We start from the raw sequence: 18,880 nt of genomic DNA on the forward strand, positions 1-18,880 counted from the left end.
CATCAAACGGAATACGCGACTTCTGACGGCCGAGGCTCTCTCCAACGATGACCACGGGCGAGTCTTGTGAACCCTTCTGTTCCAACGCGCTCTTACCAGTCACCGGTCGTTCCACTTAGCTGGCAGCGTGCGGTACAGAAGAGCACGGCTGGTCCCGGGCGCCTCGAGGATCACGGGCATGTGCTCGGAAACGCGAACACGCAGTGTCATGCTGAGAGTGACGAGGCGTCGTTCAAGTAGCGGTACGCCGTGGCGCGGGAGACCCCCAGCATCTTGGCGATGTCGGTGGCTGCGATTCCCTTCTCCCGCAGACTGCGGGCTTTGGCGGCCTGGGCGTCGTCGATCTTTCGTGGGCGCCCACCCTTGCGCCCGTTGGCAGCGGCGGCGATGAGGCCGGCGCGGGTGCGCTCGATCATGGTGTCGCGCTCGAGCTGGGCAAAGGCGGCCATGATCGTGAGCATCGCCTTGCCCATCGGCCCGTCGGTGTGCAGGCCCTCGGTGAGGCTGCGGAACCCGATGCCTCGAGACGCGAGCTGGTCCACCACGGCGAGAACGTGTTGGGTGTTGCGCCCCAGCCGGTCGAGCTTCCACACCGTGAGTACATCGCCTTCGCGGAGATGGTCGAGGCAGTCATCGAGATGCGGTCGGGATGCGGTCGCGCCGCTGACGTAGTCGGTGAAGACACGCTTAGCCCCAGCCTCGAGGAGGGCATCAATCTGGAGCTGGGGGTTCTGGTCGGTGGTGCTGACTCTCGCATACCCGATCACCGCCACTGCCGGCCGCTCCTGTCTCATAATCTCGTTGAACTCTGGGTTTTGATACTAAAGGTTATGAGACCGGGTTTCAAGACAATCGTGCGAGTCGTTGGGCCAGCAAGCGAGTCGCTGGCCCAGGCACCGTCGCGTTCTCAACAACCCATCGTTTTCGAGACACGGGGATAGCGGCATTCTAGGGCCTTCCGGCCCGAGTCACGCCGCGGCCCGCAACGGCGGCACCGCGTCTCTATGGGCGTCGATGCGACGGCGGACGACGCCTTAGGCGTCGCCGCGATTCTCCGCTGCTGCCCCGTGAATGGCGGACTTGAGTTCGTCGTAGGCGCATTCATACGGACCGAGGGCTCTCAGCGGTCCGAGCCGAATCGTCTTCTGCTCGGGGAGTTTGCTGGTAGGTAGCACATAGAAGGTCCATTGCGCGACATCGAGCGGGTTGATGGCATCGTGGTCGTCACCTTCGAGCAGACAGAATACGTACACGTCGGCGCTTCGCCCCGCACTCTCCGCAAAGGTGTCGGTGCGGGCGTCCCAGCCCATTGCGGGGCGGACGCCGAACACGATCTTTGATAGTTGGGTTTGCTTCCACGTCTGCACGTACGCAGCCGACTTCACCTCGACACCGATGTCACCGATGACAAGGTCGTACCGGTCCCATTCCACGCGCTTCGTGTTGTGAATGCCGAGTGCTGTAGCCACGATGTACTCGGCCAGCACGCCGCGGTTGGTGTTAGACAGCAGGTCGCCGTACGCCCACTCCCAGAATCCCTGTTTGTTCAGGCGAGTCATCGTCGAGTCCTCATCGCTTGAGCAGTTCCCTTGCCCAGCACGGTCGTCACTTTGTGCCGGTCGATGTCGTCGAGGGTCAGCACCGCTTTGGGTCGAGTGCTCACCTGCCGCCCGTCCTCAGGCGGATCGCCTCAGCGGTGTTGGCTTTAGACCGCGTTGCCGGACCGGTGCGGAATACATTGACCAACTTGCGCTCCTGCTTCGGCTTCGGCTTCGGCTTCGGCTTGTCGCACTGGAAGTCGTCCTTCTTAAGCCCTTTGGGTTGGTGCGACGGCAACTGCACGTGCCCCTCCCAGTTCGGATTCTGCACCGGGGCTACGGACTGCACACGGAACGGGAATCGTCCCCGGTTGTACTGCAATGCCGCACGGATCACCGTGCGGTCGACTCCGAAGCGATGGGCCATGCGCCCCTCATACAACTCGGCCTGATCGTCGGGGAGACTGCGGTATTCGCGCCGCATCGCCGATCGCTGGCTCGGGTCAAATACGTTCTTACGTCCCATTTTCCTATTTTCTCACGTAGGCGTTGCCGTCATGGGCGTAGGCGTGGACGTTCTAGCGCCGCGCAATACGTGCGCCATCGGGCACTCCAGCGGGCATGGTGATGCGGCTGTCGATACATCCATGCGCAACCGCGCTTTCTGGGCAAACGAATTGGGTGCCAATCTCAATTCAGTCGGCCCCTCATGCGCCGGCGCTAGTGGGTGGTTCGCGTCGCGGGTATCGGAGGCGTCAGGTGAATGGGGGCGGCAACTTGTCCGACGGTTTTTGGCGCGAGACGCTTCATGCTGAAGTTCAGTGCCCGCGATGGAGAGGACGCAGTGAAGTTCGACGACCTGATCGCTGAGATCGACCAACTCGACGCCGAGGAGGCCGACGAGATCATCGACTGGCAGCTCGCTCAGTCGCCGGCTGCCATGAACGAGCAAGGCGGGCGCCGGCAGCCGGGAGATCATGACCTGACTTGGTCACCCAGGACGGCCCGGGTGGCTGAGTTGGCTCAGGAGTTGGCGAGTTACTCCGAGGTGCGGGAACCCTATGTGGGCCGCTGCATCGAGCGAGAGGTCACCGTGGCCGGAGGCCCGCCTGCGCTTACCAATGAGAGGCACGCCGGCCACGGCCGCTTCTCAGCCGGCCTGGCCGACTCGACCAAAGACCTCGCCTCGTGGCGAATGCCAGAGCAGGAGTAGCTCGATGGGCGTCGACGTGGTGCGCTACGACATGTTCGGCCACTCCTGCTAGCGCCGGACTTGTCGCCGTCAAGTTCGTCCTCGGGGGTCAGCGATATCCCTCAGCGTAGGGGTCCCAAATGACCTGGCCCCTGAGCCTTCCCGGGTGCAGGCCGACCACGCCCTTGGTCCGTAGCAGTCGCGGTGTCTTGTTATTGCTGTCGGTCAGCCACTTCCGAACCGCCTCGACGGGATTGGCGTCCGGTCTCACCGGCAGCGCCCGGCCCAGGAGGTCGACATGCCGGCCGACGAAGTCCTTCCTCTTGCCTGGGTGGTAGCCGAACTCCGACTCACCGAAGTCCGCCACGCCGTGGCGCCGGTACGGCCACCGCGTTTTGGAGTGCTCGGAGTAGAAGGTGTACACGTCGAGGTCCTTCACCCCGTTTCTCTTTTCGACACCTCGCTGGCAGTCCACGTAGTGGAGGCCCCCGCCCTGGCACAGGGCGACAAGCAGTAGTCGGTCGCGGTAGACCGCGAGGTGTGGGTTGCGCTCGAAGAGTCGCCGCTCGTCCTCTCGGGCGATCTTCAGGAGCCGCTTCAGGTGCGCGTCGGTGAAGGGCGCCATGCTGCGTACCTGACGGCTTGCCACTCCTGGGAGTCTATAGGTTCGGCCTTCACCGCACGTGCTGTTGTAGCGCGAGCGGACAACCCCGTTGGGTCGCTGTCGACGGTATTTTTCCCGATGCCGTTAGCGGACGGGACGAAGTTCGCCGAGTACATAAATCATGCGCCGCTTGCGCTTTGGCGGGATGTACAGCCAATCAAGTCACCGCCGGCGGACGCGGGACTCCCAGGATTCTTTAAGCGGTCGAGGAGTTCCCAGAGTCGGGCTATCGGCCATCCGTACAGCGCCTTGGTTGCGAGGCACGTGCGGCGGCATGGAATGGGCTAGACGAGAACGATGACGGCTATGACAATCACGGTAAGGACCAACATGCCGACAACGATCTTCGTCAGAGATGCGTGGGGATCCGCTAACTGCCGTCCTGGCGCGAAACCAGTCCACTCTTCGCCGTTCCAGTACCGCTGCCCCTCCGGCTGGGCGGGGTCGGGGTACCAACCGATAGGTGGTTCGGGCATGGGATTGAGCTAGCGAGCCGTCACTGCGAAGCGCCTGTATCGCGCCAGTCGATGCGTGTGAGTTCGTAATTGCTGCCAACCCGTTGTGCGCGAGCCTCCACCTCAGAGACAGTACGACAGTCTGGCCAGAAAGCTTCCGCGGCTCCCCATTTGACGGACGGCCCACGCGAGAAGATTCGTCCGTTGTCGAGCAACAGAATTTCCCCGTAACTGACGAACGGGTAGTTGTCGTCGTCGCTTGTATCGAGGATGTAGGTCCACCAGCCAAGGATCTGGTGGCCGGCAGTCAACTTCACAGTCTCCTCGTCTAGCACATCCATCGCTTGTTTCCCTTTCCTGTCATAGGCATTCGCCGGCGTGGACTGTGTAGCACCGTGGGCAGATCGCCGTCGCGGCAGCGCCGACCACCCCAGCCTGGCTCGGCGCCTCAGAGCGCGGGGGTGTCTCGACTTGCAGGAAATTCAATTCTGGTTCGCCGAGGGCTGTCAAAGCCTGGTCGATCGCCTGGCGCACCTCGGCGACAAACTCAGCTCTGCGCTCCGGTACGGCTAGGTCGGGAAACCGCCAGGTTCGCAGCACCTGCACGCCTGGACGGACGTGGAACTTAATGCCCGACGACTTGGTGACCAGCCAGTCGTCGAGCGTCGACAGCTCGTCGTCTGCTGCGCAATTGCGCTCTACGAGCCACCGGCGAAAGCTCAGCTCCCTTAGTTGCTCACCGCTGCGACCCCGAGCGCGGTCCTCGTGAAAGTCGTCGATCCATTGGCGGATGTACGCCGGCCCTGCGAGATGTCTTCGCGGATACCACCTCTGCTCTGGGGCGGCGAACCGGTGAGCTAGATGGAAGTTGGCGTTGAGTTCCCAGCCCGACTCACACCCCAAAGCGATAAGGGCTTCAACTTTTTTTGGATCGGAGTAGACGCGCTTGTATTGAGGCTGGAGCTCGCAGGGCCAAATACTTGCGCAGATAGTGCCGCTGTCGTTCCACATACTCACCCGGTCGGCGGCGACTACCTGGCCCTCTGGGAATTTGACCACGGCTCCGGAGAAGACGGTTCGGCCGGACGGAAAGGTTACCGAGTCCGTCGGGTAGACCTTTCCAGCGATGCCGGTAGCTTCTTCCAGAATCGCTAACATCTCATCGCAGCAGCGCGTTGCTGTCATAGCTTGCCCCTAAGTCGCCGCCCGCCGCTGTGACGTAATAACCCTTATCGCGGCCGCTCGATGATCTTGTGGATCGTCACGTGCCATGGTTTTCGCAGCGAAAGTCCTGATACACGTTGTTGATCAGGTTATTGAGTTGATCCGGTGTCAAGTCCGTTGCTAGATACGGGTACCTGTCCAGCAACCATTTCTGGGTAGCCGGTCCATCGGGCCACTGGTCGCCGAGACTGTAGAGGTACGCGCACAGACTGTTATATGGGGTAAGAATGTCCGGGTCGGCCTGGGCGACCGGGGAAGGCAAGATTGCCGCCGCGGTGAGTGCGCCGATCATTGCTGCGGTGAGTTTACGTGCCATGGCTAGTAGCTCGCCTCGCACTCATCGATGTACTTTTCAGCCTCGACGTAGGTAATGCCGAACTTACCCATCAGTTCGTATACGCCGCGTTCGTGGGCATCGGGGTCATATGGATCGCAATGCGCGTACTCCCAGATGTCGGGGTCACCGTAGAAGCAATTGCCTGAAACCTGTGAGCAGATTTCCCGCGGCGGGTCTGCGGACGCGGCAGGACTGAAGACGAAAGCCGCTGCGCCGACTGTCAACGTCAACAGTCCTGCTGTGAACTTGTCTTTCATACCGTCCTCACATCAATTCTTCAGTGGCAGTGCTTGTTCCTCAAAACCAATGACGCGGCCTCATCTGGCGCACGCCCAGTTGAAGTCGGTTCAGTCCGGGTGACCTCGCTGATCTGGTGTGCTATTTCTGCAGCCGAGCGCACGCCGTATTTGCCGAACCCGATGGCGCCGGATCATTTTGGCAGGGTTGTTCCGTTGCCGGCGACGGTGAATCCTGGGCAGGCGGTGTCCATCGCAACCGCCAACACCTGGCCCGCTCGCTCCTCAGACATCCCCGTATATTCGGCAATGTCCGCAACCATGCTGTTGGTTGTCACTTCGCCCTGACGGACCAAGTAGCAGGTGCCCCTCCCGATCTTCAGGAGTTGGACATCGCTACCGGGAAAGTAACCCCGCGCTCGCTCGATGAATGCATCTTCACCAGGTGTGGGAGAACCTGTCGACGCACAGACGATGGCACTGTCATGAGCCCCGCAGTCCGATCCCGGACCCCCCTGTTCTGGGGGGCTTGCTGACGCGAGTCCAGAGCCCAATACACCAACGAGGCAGGCCGTCGTGATTTTGGCGGCAACAACCAATCGGAACATCCCCCACCTCCAGCGCGACCGACCCCCCGGTCGTTTGCCAGCGAGACTAACAGGATCGCCAGGTCGGCAGAACCAATTCCGAGGGCCGACCCATCGTCGACTGATGTACGTCGCCGATTCGGGTTTAGTGGCGACTCTGCCTGACGGCTAACCATTCGGCATAGCACATGTGTGTTCAATGCAGCCGATTTACTATTCATCTTATGGGGGAGCTGTTCGGGGCAGGTGTGTCCATGCTTGCCGCGCTGGGCGCTGCGGTCGCACTCGCCGCACCGGCCTCCGCCGACACCGAGAGCTACATCAGGACGCTGGAGTCGGCCGGCCTGATCGACCACGACTCTGACCCGTGCAACATGATCGACGGGGCGTGTCACGGGCAGTTCCCGAACTCTGCCGCAGCGTTGCGGACGGGCACATGGGTATGCGATCAGGTTCGGTACGAGGGCCGCTCGGAGGCTTCGCTGGTGGATTGGCTGAGTCACGGTGAAGGATTGATGCCGTCGTCTTACAACGCGCCGATCATCGTTGACGCTGCCACCACCTACCTTTGCCCCTGAGCACGGTTTGCCTTTCGGCAACTCCGCTGACGAAGGCAGCCGCGCCTCAAGCTATTACGAGACCGCGCTCGTCATGCGAGTACGCGGTGCGCTTCGTCAGACAAACACCTCGCCATAACTCGCGCTACTCGTTGGCATTGGCAGGTCGCGTCGCCCAGTCCACGATCTGATCAACGAGTGTCCGCAGTGAAGGTAGTGGTACTCCGGCGAGGTCTAGTTTGCGAACGACTCTCCTCACTCCATCCGCACTAGCGAGCGGCAATCCGTAGTGGTCGTTCGCGAAACTTTTCCAATTGACTGAATCCGAGGGGCCAGCACCTGTCGCTACGCGACATTCCTCTCGAAGGTTCAGCCAGCCTGGGAACGCGCTGGCCGTCTCCGGATAGCACATTCGGATGCCCTCTGCGGGGAGGGCGAACAACAGGTCGTCCTCTTCTACTCCGAACCAGTCAGGTGGGGGTAGTCCGTGGTCTTCAAACCTCTCGATGAGTCTGATGACCTTCTTTTCTTCGCCCGTGCGCTTTTTCTTCGAGCGGTCTGCGATGGTCGAGGTGACCGTGTTGTCGGTCAATATTCCAGTCTTCATGCCGAGGCGAATCGTGAACTCGCCGTCGATCAGACCTTCAAGGTTCTTGGTTCCGTGTATGGGAATAATGGTGACTCCGGCGGTATCCAATTCGCGGCTGGCGTACTCATCGAGCACGGCCTCGTCAAGCGGTCCTTCGACGAACAGGACGGCGCGATGAAGGGAGAGTGCCGCGGCGGGGTGCATCCCTATCTCGCGAGCTAGTTCCTGGAGAGTCGAACTATCTGCGGTTGGAACCGTGCGCGCTCTTGTGTCGATATATGAAGAGTTCTCGAAAGACATGACCTCGCGGGTGACTTCGACGAATGTGACCTCATCACCCGGTGCTCGCAAAAACTCTTCATGATGCGATGCCGCAATAACGTGGAACCCGCAGCCCACCATGCGCTGACACCACCGCACGACACTAGCCACAGCGGATGGGTGCAGGTGGGCTTCGGGTTCATCTATAAAAAGCACCTGACCGGAAAATGCATTTTGTTCCGTGACGCCAAGAGAGGTGAGCTGCCGATCGTCTTCCATGAGGCGTAAAGCCACCTGCACCGCGATGGCCAGCCAACGCAATGTCCCGCGACCGAAGTCGTCCAGGGAGTGCCGATCGCCGCTACCGCGCTCTTCGAACCACAGCCGCACCTGCGGAGAACCCTCCCAATCTCTCGGGACGTGGGCGTCGGCCTGGATTGAGCCGTCGAGGAAATCTGGCAACAGATCAGTGGCAAGCATCCCGAGCTGGTTGAGGTGAAACCGAACTTCGGGCCGAACCCGCCAAGCTACGACTGGTTCTTCGTCATACACGGGTTCTAGAAAGATCGGTCCGTAGCCGGTGGTCGTCAGTTCGGCGATCGCCGATGTCACCCACTGGTCGATGTTGTTGAACTCCCAACCAAGGAACAGTGGCCGCACTCGTTGCTCGCTGCCCACTATTCTGGTCTGTTCGCTCAGCTCAAGGACTTCGTCGCTAACCGGATCGTAAATCAACCCGGATGCCTCGAAGCCGTCGAAATAGTCGGCCACATCGACGAACCACAGCTCTGGTTCATCGGGGTCGGAGCTTTCGTCCTCAACAGCCCTAGCGGCGAAACACACGTGGCCCGACGGTAGTTCGCGAAACTCGAGAATCCGTCCATCCCCGTGAGTGAACTGCAGAATCCCGAGCGCGGCCCGATCCGGTACCAAAGCTAAGACAGCGTCATCGAAGGTAAGCCCCGGCTCCATTTCGACATAAACCGCCCCCATCGGGTAATCACCTTTGCGCAACCCGCGAGCAAGTACCGCTCCGCCTACAGGCATGTCCTGTGGTGCAAGCAAACCGTAAATGGCTTCGAGGAGATTCGTCTTTCCGGCGTTGTTCTTGCCAAACAGCACGGTGAACGGCCCAACGTCGAACTCTTGGCCGTGACGCACAGACTTGTAGCCGACCAACTTCACTTTGTACATGCGCACACGCCGAACCTAGCCGGTCGGCAAACCCACCGTTGGTCATGCCGTCGTAACCTCACCCGGAAATGCCACCGGCCGCCCGTGTCTCGAGCCGCCCGTCGCATCGCAATCGAGTTAGCGCCCCGTTCGTCTCTCCGCTACTCGACGAGACGACGGTACGACGCCGTGGGACCTCATGAAACAATCCAAACAGGCGGACGGGAAGGCCAGGGTCAGTGATCCTTCGCTCGCGAAGAAGGCAGGGTCACCGGGCCAAGTGTCCGTGGAAAGTGACATTCTCGACGGCATGCGCAGCGAAAGGACTCCAGTGCGCCTCGTCGAGTGGAACGTCGCGATGTCGCTACACACCAAGGCCCACTTGCTGGCGGCTCTGAACCCCACCGTCGCGGTCCTGCCCGAATCTGCCGGCACCGCCCCGGCGAGAGACGCACTACAGGCGGTCGGGGCGACATCCGTGGAATGGGTAGGCGGCAATCAAAATAAGGGGCTCTGCGTCGCCGCGTTCAACGGCTGGCAGCTAGCCATCGACGACTGTTACGACTGCGGATACCAGTGGGTGATGCCAGTCCATGTCACCGGCCCAGGGCATGTCCGGTTGCTGGCGGTATGGGACATGAACCACCGAGGTACGGGCCACCTCTCCGCTCGGCAGCGCGGCGCTTGCCGTGCCTCGATCGACCGCTACGAGCAATTCCTTCGTGGGCCCGCCGATCTAGTGATCATTAGCGGTGATTTCAACAACTCTGTGCGCTGGGACAAGCCCACCAAACGTGAAAAGTTCGGGGACTTCATGGATGAGCTGGAAGCACGCGGGTTCGTGAGCGCCTACCACCACACCCATGGTTGCGAACGGGGCGCAGAGCCAAACCCGACACTGTGGTGGACCAGAAACGCCGACAAGCCGTACCACATCGACTACACCTTCGTGTCCCGCCCGGAAGCCATAGAAGCCGTCACAGTCGGCACGCATGCCGATTGGCTCGCCTACAGCGACCACAGCCCCATGACCGTCGATTTGCGGGTGACTTCACGCGCCCACTCCGCCGCTGCTCCGACAGCACGAACGGCACCGCCGGCGGACGCGGTGAATACCATGATTCCAGAGCGGTCCACCGACCCACCGAGTCGCGGGCTGTCCGCCAATCCGGACCTACCGGCGCGACCTTCAGGTAACAAACTGACGCGCTTCCAACTCGAACCCGGCAGCCTGCCCGACATGCTGTGTGGGGTGAACGGCGAAGGGTTCGTCCAGGAGTTCCGTCCGACATCGTTCACTGCCGAGTGGGCCGGAGGAGTGCTTGTCGAGGTCAGAATCTGGGGACCACGAGTGCTGCAAAACGGTTCACTCGGCAAACGCGACCTCGATCATCGCTGGAAGAAGGCCAAGACGGCTGGTGGGATCGACATCGCCGACCTGCCACCGCTGGTCGCTGACCGACTCCGAGCGACTCACCTCCGCTATTGATGTCGAACAGGCAGGAACAGCATCCGACTCGTTGAGACGAGTTCTGTGACGAGCGTGAGCGACCCGTTTCGGAAGGTGCCTTATAACGCCGGGACAGGCGGCGGGTCAGAGGCTGTAATTCTCGAAGGAGGGGAGCGCGCAGGCTGCCTCAGCTTCCGTTAGGTCTTCACGCGACTGCACGACGCATCGGAGCCGTCGCCCCGGAGCGCCGCGTCCGACCAACTGAGCACCCCGTCGATCCACATCTTGCACTCGATGTAGCTGGCCGCACCCATGATCGGGTCCAGGCCAATCTGGTCACCGGGATAGACGTTGCCCTCGGTGTAGGTGTAGCGGCCACCACAGGCCGATCTGGTCTCGGCCAGCCAAGCGTGATAGATGGCGATGCAGGGGGCACCCGTCCAGGCCACCTCGGTGCGCACGAAGTGATCGGCATCGACATTTGCCTGTGCCGGTCCTGCCAGGCTCAACGCCAGCCCTAGCGCCACGAACGACCCCGTTATCAGGCGCTTTATGGCCTCCGGTGAGGTGCGCAGGGCTAATGTAAATCTGGGAAAGTTTTTGATGTTCATTGCTCGACCCCCAGGCCCATCTTCGACTTCTATTTCGACGTTAGGCTGGTCTGGCCATTCGAGGCGCGGGTCAAAGGTCACATGGTCCCGAGGCCGAAAGTGCAAGCAATCGCGTCAATAAAGTTGAGACGGAGCGTCCGACTTTCGCGAACAACGACGCCGAGTTCTCTGCCGAACCCGCTCACTATTCTGCGGCCGGCGCGCTCTGGACGAGAGTTGCCGCCACTATCGGCTACTTCTGATAGTCAACTTTGACCACGGGTCTCAATCACGCGCCAGCGATGCAATCGCCACGCGCCGTCAATCGTCGAAGTCGGCGTCGGCGTGATCAATGTGCGATTCGAGCACCCCGGGACGCTCTTCGTAAACCGGTTCCGCGATCTCGCCGTGGTCCTCCCGCGCTGGGCGCTGCGCCGCACCGCCCTCCGCCGACACCGAGAGCTACATCAGGACGTTGGAGTCGGCCGCGCTTTTCCAGCGCAAACTTTTGTGACCGCCCGTTTCAGCGGTGACCGCGGCCCAACGTCGGTAGCCCGCCGCTGACCGCTCGAATACTTCCTTTACTTTTCAAGGCTTTGACTTTGCGGATCGGCGGGCCGCCGCTTCCGACACAGTGTCTGCCCGTTTTGCTGGACTTGTGCGGTCGTAGGTGCCCGTCTGCCTTAGTCACAAGAACCTTCGAGCAGTACGGGCATTCACCTTGGCGATTGTCGGGTTTTGCCCTCCTGCGCTGGTTCTTCTTCACGGCGCGTATTGGCTCTCGGGCCAAGAAGTTCTTGTGAATGCAGCCGGTGCAGCGTGAGAATCCGGTCGAAGCGTAGTCGTCACCGCATTGAATACACAGCTTTTGCGCCATCTCATGCCCGCTCCGCGGGTGCGCCAGCGACGACACCTTCGCAGCACGCGATCCCCAGCAGCACCGCAAAGCCCAGCGCTGGCTTCCCTGCGGACAAACCTACGATTGACATTTTTCCCTGATCTCCTCGGTCCTTTCGCGGCGTGATCTTGACCGGCCAATTCGTGCTTCAACCGGGCTTTTCCGAAAGCTAGCCTCCAACGCTTGCCGAGGAATCGGGTGTTTCCCTACAGTTTCGGAACTCGAAACGAGCAAACCCGAGAAGCGGCTACAGCCACGTTGTCACTGGTGTTAGCGTTCGCTCCGAGGGGCGGGGCGCCGGCCGTGGAAAGACTCAACAGCCACGGGATGTTGTAAGCATCGGCAAGGTGGACCCAATTTGATTTCTCAAAGGAGAAGGACATGAGAAAAGGTCGACCAAGACATCTGCACCGCCGTTTATCGCTGGCGGGATCTGGTGGGCTCGCTTGTGGAATTTTGGCCGTCGGCATCGCCCCGCACGCGACTGCCGCTCCGCCAACAGCCTGCGGAGTCAACCTGGCGTCCCAACAAATCACAGAGGCCGTCGGGTCGCTGCCGTCGTACCCAGGGACCGACTGGACATGGTCTGCTGATCCACGCACCATCTACGGCAATTACGATCCGTGCGCGACGCTGTCGACCGCGCTGGTGACGGTAGAGCGGGCGACCGGCAGCTCCCCGATCACCGCACTCATGTTCCACAACGGCTCATACGTGGGCACCGCAACATCGGAAGCCTACGCATTCACATCACTGAACGAGGCACGCACGACCGACGACACAGTCGTCCTCGACTACAAGGACGGACGCAACGTCTGTACGGCGTGCCCGGGTCCGATCAACACCGTGCGCTACCAATGGCAAGGCGACCACGTCGCCATGCTCGACCCCGCCCCACCGGCTTGAGGCGCGACGTGACCAGACGACTACCGCTGGCCGTAATCGCGATGTGCCTACTGGCGCTGCTCTTCGCCTCGCCAGCGGCTGCCGACGACAATCAAGCCGTCATCACCGAGTCCGGCAAGGTGCGGTGCTATCCGAACGCCGCTGACGAAGGCCATGGCGGCGGTCCCCTCGTGGTATGCCAGCGCCGCGGCGGCGAGCCTTTCCCTCAGTCCCCGTACTCCGCGGAAAACGGTTCGCCTCTCAACCTCGCTGTTGTGCGGGGAAACGGCGACTTCTACTGGGACATCGGAAACATCCCGTGGTCACGAGAGGCTATTGCGAACGACATCGTGCTGAGATACGGCCAGACGTACAACGTCAATGGCTGGACCATCCTCTCGACGTTCGAGGGCACACGGTTCACTAATGACCGCACCGGCCACGGCATGTTCGTCAGCGTCGACAACGTCTACTCCTTCTGAACTCGCTAGCCCCGAGCCCGTTTGGCAGGGTTTTGTTACCTTATGGTCGGGCGGCTCGGGTCCATCGACGCATGCCAAGAGCGCACCTGGGACGCTGTGAGCGCCGTCAGCGGAACACCGGCCAGCGGAGCCAACTGCCGCTGGAGCAGCCCTTCATAGTGGGTGCGGGTACGAGCCTTGAGGGAACGCTGCGCCACCCAGGTCTGCGCGTACTGGCCGATGGTGAGCACCTTGCCCTGCGGTGCGGCCCGGCGCTGCGCCGGCGGTGTCCACTCGTCGCGTTCGATCAGCCGGCGCTCGTCGGACAGCCACGCCTCGGCGTCCATCTTCGCCGTGAAGGTGGTGTGGGCGGTGTGCCTGCCGAGGTCGGGACCGACGTAGGACGCCTGCCACCGCTTCGACGGCAGCCGGCGCAGATACCCCCACCCGCGCCGATTAGAACGCCCGACCATGCCCGGCCCCCGTGCTGTCTGCGTGCTATCTATCTGTCCTCTGTAGGGTATAGGTGTCCATAGCTGTCCACTCAGTAAATGAGCGATAGACACAGCTCAGAGAGGGTTTTCACTGGTGGTGCTGGGTGGTCGTGGTTAGCGGGTCGGCTGGTTCGAGTCCAGCCGGGGGAGCAAGATCCATCGAACGGATGATGCCGTCGGGTATCGCCCATCTTGCCAAGAACTCTCCAAGGCGCGCGTCCCAATCTTTAGCGCATGTTGATACGACGCACCTCACGCTGGATCCTCGGAACCGCGATGGCCGCAGCCATCGCTCATTCCGCATACGCCACGCAAATCGCTCAGGCTTTCGCCGACGCCTTCGAACCCGACCTCGACGCATGGGAGCACATCCCGGTGGGTCATGCCACCGCGGAGCTGGCCAGTTGATTACCTACGCGTACTGAGGCTTCGCGCCGCGAAGCCTCAGTACATGCGAGGCAGTTGAGTTACCAGCAGGCTTGACGACGATCGGCCTGGAACAGGTTGTCAGCGGCGCAGGGGCCGGCATTGGCGGACACCAGCTCGCGAATCTGGTTGTACAGATCGACGGTCGCGGTGGTGGCCAATCGCGCCGCCAAATCGAAGTTGTTGATCGGCGGGTTGCTGCCCGGGACCTGGATCATGCCGCGCGGGCTGTTCCAGGCGTCCTTGTTCAGCGTGGAGTGGCATTCGACGACTCCCGGCGGCGGACCACCTGGAGGGCAGCCACCCAACAGGTCGTCGTGGTTGGCCAAAACGTCGAAGTAGCCGGTGTGCAGGCCCGGCGGGAAGGCTGCAGGGTCGCAGGTGGGCATCAGCGGGGGCGGCATCCGGTCCGGCTGGTTGATCGCGATGTTGTCTTCGACCCAATTGGAGTGGGAGTAGAAGTCCTGCACCGCGTGCGCGAGCCCGCCGAAGGCGGCGCGGGCGCCCGGACCGTCGACCAGGTCGCTGCCACCGGGGCCCGCGGGCCGGGCACCGGCCAGGATGACCGGCGTGAAGAAATTCCACGCCTCCTGCGTCATGTTGCAGATCTCGACGGGATTGTTGGCGCCGTCGATGTGGCGGAACTCGTCGGCGAAGAACGCGTCGCTACCGACCGCACCGGCGCCCGGCGGCGGGCCAACCAGAATTTGGGCGATCGCAGTCTGATCAACCCCGAGGGGTTGTAGCGCATCGCGGGTGACGCGCTCATGGTTCTGGATTTGGAAGGCCTGGGCCGGCGGCGCGAGGGCACCGACGACCGCGGTTGCGGCCGCGACGACAGCAACCGAAAGACCAAACCTGGACGGGCGGAACGAGAACATCAATTACCTCCCCTGGTGCCTGGCAGGTCCGCTCGGACCAGCGATGCTGAATTCTGTCAGCGTCTGCCATGAAGCATCTCAGAATTCGCCGGAATTGTGACGCGCAGCACCACCAATGGGGCGGATGGTGCCTATGTGTCGATGATGTTTTCCGGATGCAGCATCTCGGCGTAGCGAAGCTGCTCCGGTATGCCAAAGCCGTCGACCAGTAACTCCGCGTAGGGACGCAGGTTGCGGCACCGCTCGTTGACGCCGCGAGTGACGGCCTTGGCGCGTTCGGTCGACAGGAAACGGTGCTCCATGAACCAGGCTCTGTCTTCCTCGATCACCGAGAGCGCATACAGGTCGCACACCATGTTGAGGATCTCGCGCGCCTCGTCGTCCTCGCACGAGTCGACGCCCGCCACGAACGCCTCGAGGATGATGCGCTCTATATGCGCTCGCGCGGCGTGCAACACGTGGTCCTGCACAGAGTTGAACGCATCGAAGGCGCTCATCTCCTTGGACTTGCCCTGCAGGCGTCGGGCCACCGTCGCCAGGATGTACTGCTCGCGGTCCTCGAACATCTTGACCTGGGTGCCGCGGTTGAAGAGGCTGCCTTCTTCTTCGTTGTCCTGCCGGGTGTCGAGGATGGTCTGCATGATCGTCTCGGCCGCAGTGCGTTTGAGCACCCGCTCGCCGGCGAAGTTGGCCGCGAACCGCACCCATTCGACCGGGCTCATGCCCTTGATGTCGTCGGCGTAGGCGGTCAGCAGTTCTTTGGCGACGAGCTGGGTCAGCACGTGGTTGTCACCCTCGAAGGTGGTGAACACGTCGGTGTCGGCCTTCAACGCGATCAGCCGGTTCTCGGCGAGATAACCTGCGCCACCGCAGGCTTCACGCGCCTCCTGGATCGCTCGGGTGGCATGCCAGGTGTTGGCGGCCTTCAATCCTGCCGCCCGCGACTCGAGCTCACGCTGTTCCTCGGCGTCGGGGTCGTCAGCCGTCTGCAACTCGTGACACTTGGCGACGAGCTCGTTCTGCGCGAACTGAAGTGCATAGGACTTCGCGATCAGCGGGAACAACCGCCGCTGATGCACCAGGTAGTCCATGATCAGCACCTCGCGGTCCGCGCCGGGCGCCTCGAACTGCCTGCGTTCCAACGCGTATCGGGTCGCGATGTCCAGCGCGACGCGCGCGGCCGCGCCCGCACTCCCGCCGACGGTGACCCTGCCGCGGATCAGTGTCCCGAGCATCGTGAAGAACCGCCGGTTGGGATTTTCGATCGGCGAGGTGTACGTCCCGTCCTCGGCGACATCGGCGTACTTGTTGAGCAGGTTCTCGCGTGGGATGCGGACGTGGTCGAACTGGATGCGTCCGTTGTCCACCCCGGGCAAGCCGCCCTTGTAGTGGCAGTCACTGGTGGTCACGCCCGGCAGATCGTTGCCCTCGTCGTCGCGGATCGGCACCACGAAACAGTGCACCCCGTGCCCCTCGCCGTCGGGAGTGATCAGCTGTGCGAAAACCGCTGCGACACGGGCTGTTTCGGCGGCGCCGCCTATGTAGTCCTTGCGCGACGTGCGGGTGGGGGAGTCGATCACGAATTCTTGCGTGGCGGGATCGTAGGTGGCGGTGGTCTCCAGCGCCTGCACGTCGCTGCCGTGACCGGTCTCGGTCATCGCGAAGCAGCCCAGCAGGTCCAGGTCGATGATCCGCTGTACGTACGCCTCGTGGTGGCGTTCGGTGCCGAGGTTCTCGATGGCACCGCCGAACAGACCCCACTGCACGCCGGCCTTGACCATCAGCGACAGGTCGGACATGGCGAGCATCTCGATCTGGGTCACCGCCGCGCCGACGTCGCCGTTGCCGCCGTGCTCCTTCTTGAACCCGTCTTCGGCCGCGCCCTGTGCGGCCATGATCTTCAACTGCTCGCCCACCTTCGTGCGGGCGATGACGGTGTTCGGTGTGTAGTGCGGTTTGAAGACCTCGCTGGAGAGTTCCTCGCGCATCTGGTTCTTCACATCGCGCCAGCGGCCGTCGAGGGCGTTGCGTAGATGTTCCGCAGTGGTGGTCATTACTCGACCGTAGCCCTTTGGAGGCCCGTCGAAACTGTGATGTCAGAAACGTAGCCAAACCTTGCTAGACCAGGCGAAACCGGTGGCGTTAAATCGACCCCATGTCCGCACCGACCGGCGTTCCGCACATGTCGTCACACCGGCACGCCGATGTGACCGGGGGCTGGCTGCGCGCGGCCACGTTCGGGGCGATGGACGGCCTTGTCAGCAACACCGCCCTCATCGCGGGTGTCGCCGCCGCGGCCAGCGCGCACACCGTCGTGATCAGCGGCGTGGCCGGGCTGTTGGCCGGCGCGTTCTCGATGGCGCTGGGGGAGTACACCTCGGTGGCGACGGCCAACGAGCAGATCGAGTCCGAGGTCATCGTCGAGCGACGCGCGTTTGAAAAGCACCCGCAGGCCGAAAAGGCCGAGTTGGTGGCGATGCTGATGGACATGGGGATGACCCGCGAAACCGCGAGCAAGGCCGCCGAGGAGGTCCACCGCGACGAGAAGGTCGCCCTGAACTTCCACCTCGTGCAGGAGCTCGGCGTCGACCCGCGTGAGAAGCCGTCGCCCTGGGTGGCCGCTGGCTCGTCGTTCGTCATGTTCGCGATCGGTGCGATCATTCCGCTGATCCCGTACCTACTCGGAGTCGAATCGCTGTGGCCGGGGCTGTTGTGTGGTGGTCTGGGGTTGCTCATTGCCGGTGGGCTGGCGGCCAGATTCACCAAGAGGCCGCTGTGGTTCGGGTCTTTGCGGCAGCTGGCATTCGGCGCTATAGCGATCGCGGCCACCTACGCAGTGGGAAGCCTCGTCGGTACAGTCATCGCGTGATGCGACTGCGGTGCAGCCTTTTGGCGGCCGCCCTGTTCCTTTCCGCCTGCAGTCCCGCATCCACGCTGTCGACAGGCTTGACCTACCTCGGGCAGGTCGACTTTCCGGCCAGCTACCTTTTCGATGACACGACGGTCGGGGGACTTTCGGCGATCACCTATGACCCGGGCCGTCAGCTCTACTACATCATCAGTGACGACCGCTCGGCGAGAAACCCCGCAAGGTTTTACACCGTCCGAATCACATTGAGCGACAACAGATTGATTGGTGTCGAGTGGCTCGATACCACCTCACTGCTGGACCGGTCCGGCGCACCTTTTCCCCCGCTGTCGCCCGATGCCATGCCTCCGGTGATCCCGCCGGACCCCGAGGGCATCGCGTTCGACGAGCGCCGCCAACAGCTGTACTGGTCCAGCGAGGGCGAGCGGATCGTCAAGGATCCGAACCGGCCGCTGCTGTTGGATCCGTGGGTTCGCGTCGCAGGACTCGACGGTGCGTTCCGCGGTCAATACGACCTGCCACCCGTGCTGTGGATATCGCAGCAGGACACGGGCCCCCGCACCAACAATGGTCTCGAGGGGCTGACGTTGACGCCGAGCGGCAACTATCTGTTCGCGGGAATGGAAGACCCAGGTTTCAACGACGGCGGTTTGCCGACCGCCGAGGCCGGTGCCCTCACCCGCGTCACCAGGTTCGACGTCTCGACGGGCACCGCCAGCGCGCAATACGCCTACCCGCTCGACCCGATCACCGCGCCGAACGGCGATGCGAACGGGCTGTCGGATCTCGTGGCGCTCGACGACGACAACTTTCTGGTCATCGAACGCTCGCACGGCGCCCACAATGTCGCGCGCATCTACCGGGCCAGCACCGCCGGCGCCGACGACATCTTGGACAGGCCGTCGCTCGCGGACGCGCCGCCGACGGCGATGACCAAGATTCTGGTGGCCGATCTGTCGACGATTCCCCAGGTGCAGAATCTGGACAACGTCGAGGGAATCACGTTGGGCCCCAGGCTGTCGGACGGCAGGCAGGTCGTAGTGCTCGTCACAGATGACAACTTCTCGGATGACCAGACGACGCAGTTCTATGCGTTCGCCATGGAGTGATGGA

The 18,880-nt window shown here is 62.4% G+C and carries 24 protein-coding genes; 8 read left to right on the top strand and 16 right to left on the bottom strand.

The features are described from left to right. Positions 1-206 precede the first annotated feature (206 nt). From M1248_RS25380 to M1248_RS25390, 3 genes are all read right to left on the bottom strand, one after another. Complete coding sequence (locus M1248_RS25380; RefSeq protein ID WP_317150157.1) at positions 207-773, bottom strand: recombinase family protein; 567 nt, start codon at positions 771-773, stop codon at positions 207-209. A 261-nt stretch (positions 774-1,034) separates the two neighbouring features. Continuing rightward, complete coding sequence (locus tag M1248_RS25385) at positions 1,035-1,559, bottom strand: hypothetical protein (protein ID WP_317150082.1); 525 nt, start codon at positions 1,557-1,559, stop codon at positions 1,035-1,037. A 100-nt stretch (positions 1,560-1,659) separates the two neighbouring features. Next, complete coding sequence (locus M1248_RS25390) at positions 1,660-2,022, bottom strand: hypothetical protein (protein WP_317150083.1); 363 nt, start codon at positions 2,020-2,022, stop codon at positions 1,660-1,662. 324 nt (positions 2,023-2,346) lie between these two features. Here M1248_RS25390 and M1248_RS25395 point away from each other — a divergent pair, with 324 nt between their 5' ends. Beyond that, positions 2,347-2,751, top strand: coding sequence for a hypothetical protein (locus tag M1248_RS25395; RefSeq protein ID WP_317150084.1), 405 nt, complete (start codon positions 2,347-2,349; stop codon positions 2,749-2,751). An 88-nt stretch (positions 2,752-2,839) separates the two neighbouring features. Here the strand turns inward: M1248_RS25395 and M1248_RS25400 are convergent, their stop codons facing one another. The 7 genes from M1248_RS25400 to M1248_RS33430 form a co-directional block, all read right to left on the bottom strand. Then, on the bottom strand, positions 2,840-3,355 hold the full coding sequence (locus M1248_RS25400; RefSeq protein WP_317150085.1) for a hypothetical protein: 516 nt from the start codon (positions 3,353-3,355) through the stop codon (positions 2,840-2,842). 323 nt (positions 3,356-3,678) lie between these two features. Next, positions 3,679-3,870 carry a DUF2510 domain-containing protein gene (locus M1248_RS25405; RefSeq protein ID WP_317150086.1) on the bottom strand — a complete coding sequence of 64 codons (192 nt, stop codon included), beginning with the start codon at positions 3,868-3,870 and terminating at the stop codon, positions 3,679-3,681. 20 nt (positions 3,871-3,890) lie between these two features. After that, positions 3,891-4,190: a hypothetical protein gene (locus M1248_RS25410; RefSeq protein ID WP_317150087.1), complete on the bottom strand. Its 300-nt coding sequence runs from the start codon at positions 4,188-4,190 to the stop codon at positions 3,891-3,893. 19 nt (positions 4,191-4,209) lie between these two features. After that, complete coding sequence (locus tag M1248_RS25415; RefSeq protein WP_317150088.1) at positions 4,210-4,752, bottom strand: hypothetical protein; 543 nt, start codon at positions 4,750-4,752, stop codon at positions 4,210-4,212. Positions 4,753-5,110: 358 nt separating this feature from the next. Beyond that, complete coding sequence (locus M1248_RS25420; protein ID WP_317150089.1) at positions 5,111-5,389, bottom strand: hypothetical protein; 279 nt, start codon at positions 5,387-5,389, stop codon at positions 5,111-5,113. Positions 5,390-5,391: 2 nt separating this feature from the next. After that, the gene (locus M1248_RS25425; protein ID WP_317150090.1) at positions 5,392-5,667 is read right to left on the bottom strand and encodes a hypothetical protein; all 276 of its coding nucleotides are present in this window, start codon (positions 5,665-5,667) and stop codon (positions 5,392-5,394) included. Positions 5,668-5,840: 173 nt separating this feature from the next. Further along, the gene (locus M1248_RS33430) at positions 5,841-6,254 is read right to left on the bottom strand and encodes a DUF732 domain-containing protein (RefSeq protein ID WP_410506730.1); all 414 of its coding nucleotides are present in this window, start codon (positions 6,252-6,254) and stop codon (positions 5,841-5,843) included. A 203-nt stretch (positions 6,255-6,457) separates the two neighbouring features. Between M1248_RS33430 and M1248_RS25435 the strand changes: the two genes are divergently transcribed. Continuing rightward, positions 6,458-6,811, top strand: coding sequence for a DUF732 domain-containing protein (locus M1248_RS25435; RefSeq protein WP_317150092.1), 354 nt, complete (start codon positions 6,458-6,460; stop codon positions 6,809-6,811). A gap of 124 nt (positions 6,812-6,935) precedes the next feature. Here the strand turns inward: M1248_RS25435 and M1248_RS25440 are convergent, their stop codons facing one another. Then, the gene (locus M1248_RS25440; protein ID WP_317150158.1) at positions 6,936-8,834 is read right to left on the bottom strand and encodes an ATP-binding protein; all 1,899 of its coding nucleotides are present in this window, start codon (positions 8,832-8,834) and stop codon (positions 6,936-6,938) included. Between the two features lie 259 nt (positions 8,835-9,093). Between M1248_RS25440 and M1248_RS25445 the strand changes: the two genes are divergently transcribed. Next, the gene (locus tag M1248_RS25445) at positions 9,094-10,302 is read left to right on the top strand and encodes a hypothetical protein (protein WP_317150093.1); all 1,209 of its coding nucleotides are present in this window, start codon (positions 9,094-9,096) and stop codon (positions 10,300-10,302) included. Between the two features lie 158 nt (positions 10,303-10,460). On the opposite strand, the gene M1248_RS25450 is transcribed toward M1248_RS25445, so the two are convergent. Continuing rightward, positions 10,461-10,790: a hypothetical protein gene (locus tag M1248_RS25450; protein WP_317150094.1), complete on the bottom strand. Its 330-nt coding sequence runs from the start codon at positions 10,788-10,790 to the stop codon at positions 10,461-10,463. Between the two features lie 384 nt (positions 10,791-11,174). Then, positions 11,175-11,309 (bottom strand): hypothetical protein, encoded by a 135-nt coding sequence (locus M1248_RS25455; protein WP_317150095.1) that lies wholly within the window; start codon positions 11,307-11,309, stop codon positions 11,175-11,177. Positions 11,310-12,132: 823 nt separating this feature from the next. On the opposite strand from M1248_RS25455, the gene M1248_RS25460 reads away from it, so the two are divergent. Further along, entirely contained in the window at positions 12,133-12,657 is a 525-nt protein-coding gene (locus tag M1248_RS25460; protein WP_317150096.1) for an LppP/LprE family lipoprotein, read from the top strand. An 8-nt stretch (positions 12,658-12,665) separates the two neighbouring features. Continuing rightward, entirely contained in the window at positions 12,666-13,118 is a 453-nt protein-coding gene (locus tag M1248_RS25465) for a hypothetical protein (protein WP_317150097.1), read from the top strand. Positions 13,119-13,153: 35 nt separating this feature from the next. Here M1248_RS25465 and M1248_RS25470 read toward each other — a convergent pair whose 3' ends face one another. Then, positions 13,154-13,570, bottom strand: coding sequence for a hypothetical protein (locus M1248_RS25470; RefSeq protein WP_317150098.1), 417 nt, complete (start codon positions 13,568-13,570; stop codon positions 13,154-13,156). 255 nt (positions 13,571-13,825) lie between these two features. Here M1248_RS25470 and M1248_RS25475 point away from each other — a divergent pair, with 255 nt between their 5' ends. Further along, positions 13,826-13,999 carry a thiazole synthase gene (locus M1248_RS25475; protein ID WP_317150099.1) on the top strand — a complete coding sequence of 58 codons (174 nt, stop codon included), beginning with the start codon at positions 13,826-13,828 and terminating at the stop codon, positions 13,997-13,999. A gap of 59 nt (positions 14,000-14,058) precedes the next feature. Here M1248_RS25475 and M1248_RS25480 read toward each other — a convergent pair whose 3' ends face one another. Then, positions 14,059-14,898, bottom strand: coding sequence for a hypothetical protein (locus M1248_RS25480; RefSeq protein WP_163729529.1), 840 nt, complete (start codon positions 14,896-14,898; stop codon positions 14,059-14,061). A 131-nt stretch (positions 14,899-15,029) separates the two neighbouring features. Further along, the gene (locus M1248_RS25485; protein ID WP_317150100.1) at positions 15,030-16,952 is read right to left on the bottom strand and encodes an acyl-CoA dehydrogenase; all 1,923 of its coding nucleotides are present in this window, start codon (positions 16,950-16,952) and stop codon (positions 15,030-15,032) included. A 101-nt stretch (positions 16,953-17,053) separates the two neighbouring features. Between M1248_RS25485 and M1248_RS25490 the strand changes: the two genes are divergently transcribed. Together M1248_RS25490 and M1248_RS25495 are read left to right on the top strand one after the other, a co-directional pair. After that, positions 17,054-17,767, top strand: a complete 714-nt coding sequence (locus M1248_RS25490) for a VIT1/CCC1 transporter family protein (RefSeq protein ID WP_163729526.1) — start codon at positions 17,054-17,056, stop codon at positions 17,765-17,767. Continuing rightward, entirely contained in the window at positions 17,767-18,876 is a 1,110-nt protein-coding gene (locus M1248_RS25495; RefSeq protein ID WP_163737305.1) for an esterase-like activity of phytase family protein, read from the top strand. Before M1248_RS25490 ends, M1248_RS25495 begins: the two co-directional genes overlap by 1 nt. Positions 18,877-18,880 lie beyond the last annotated feature (4 nt).

The sequence above is a fragment of the Mycobacterium sp. 29Ha genome, from assembly GCF_032883055.1.
In the GTDB taxonomy this organism is placed as follows: Bacteria; Actinomycetota; Actinomycetes; order Mycobacteriales; family Mycobacteriaceae; genus Mycobacterium; species Mycobacterium gallinarum.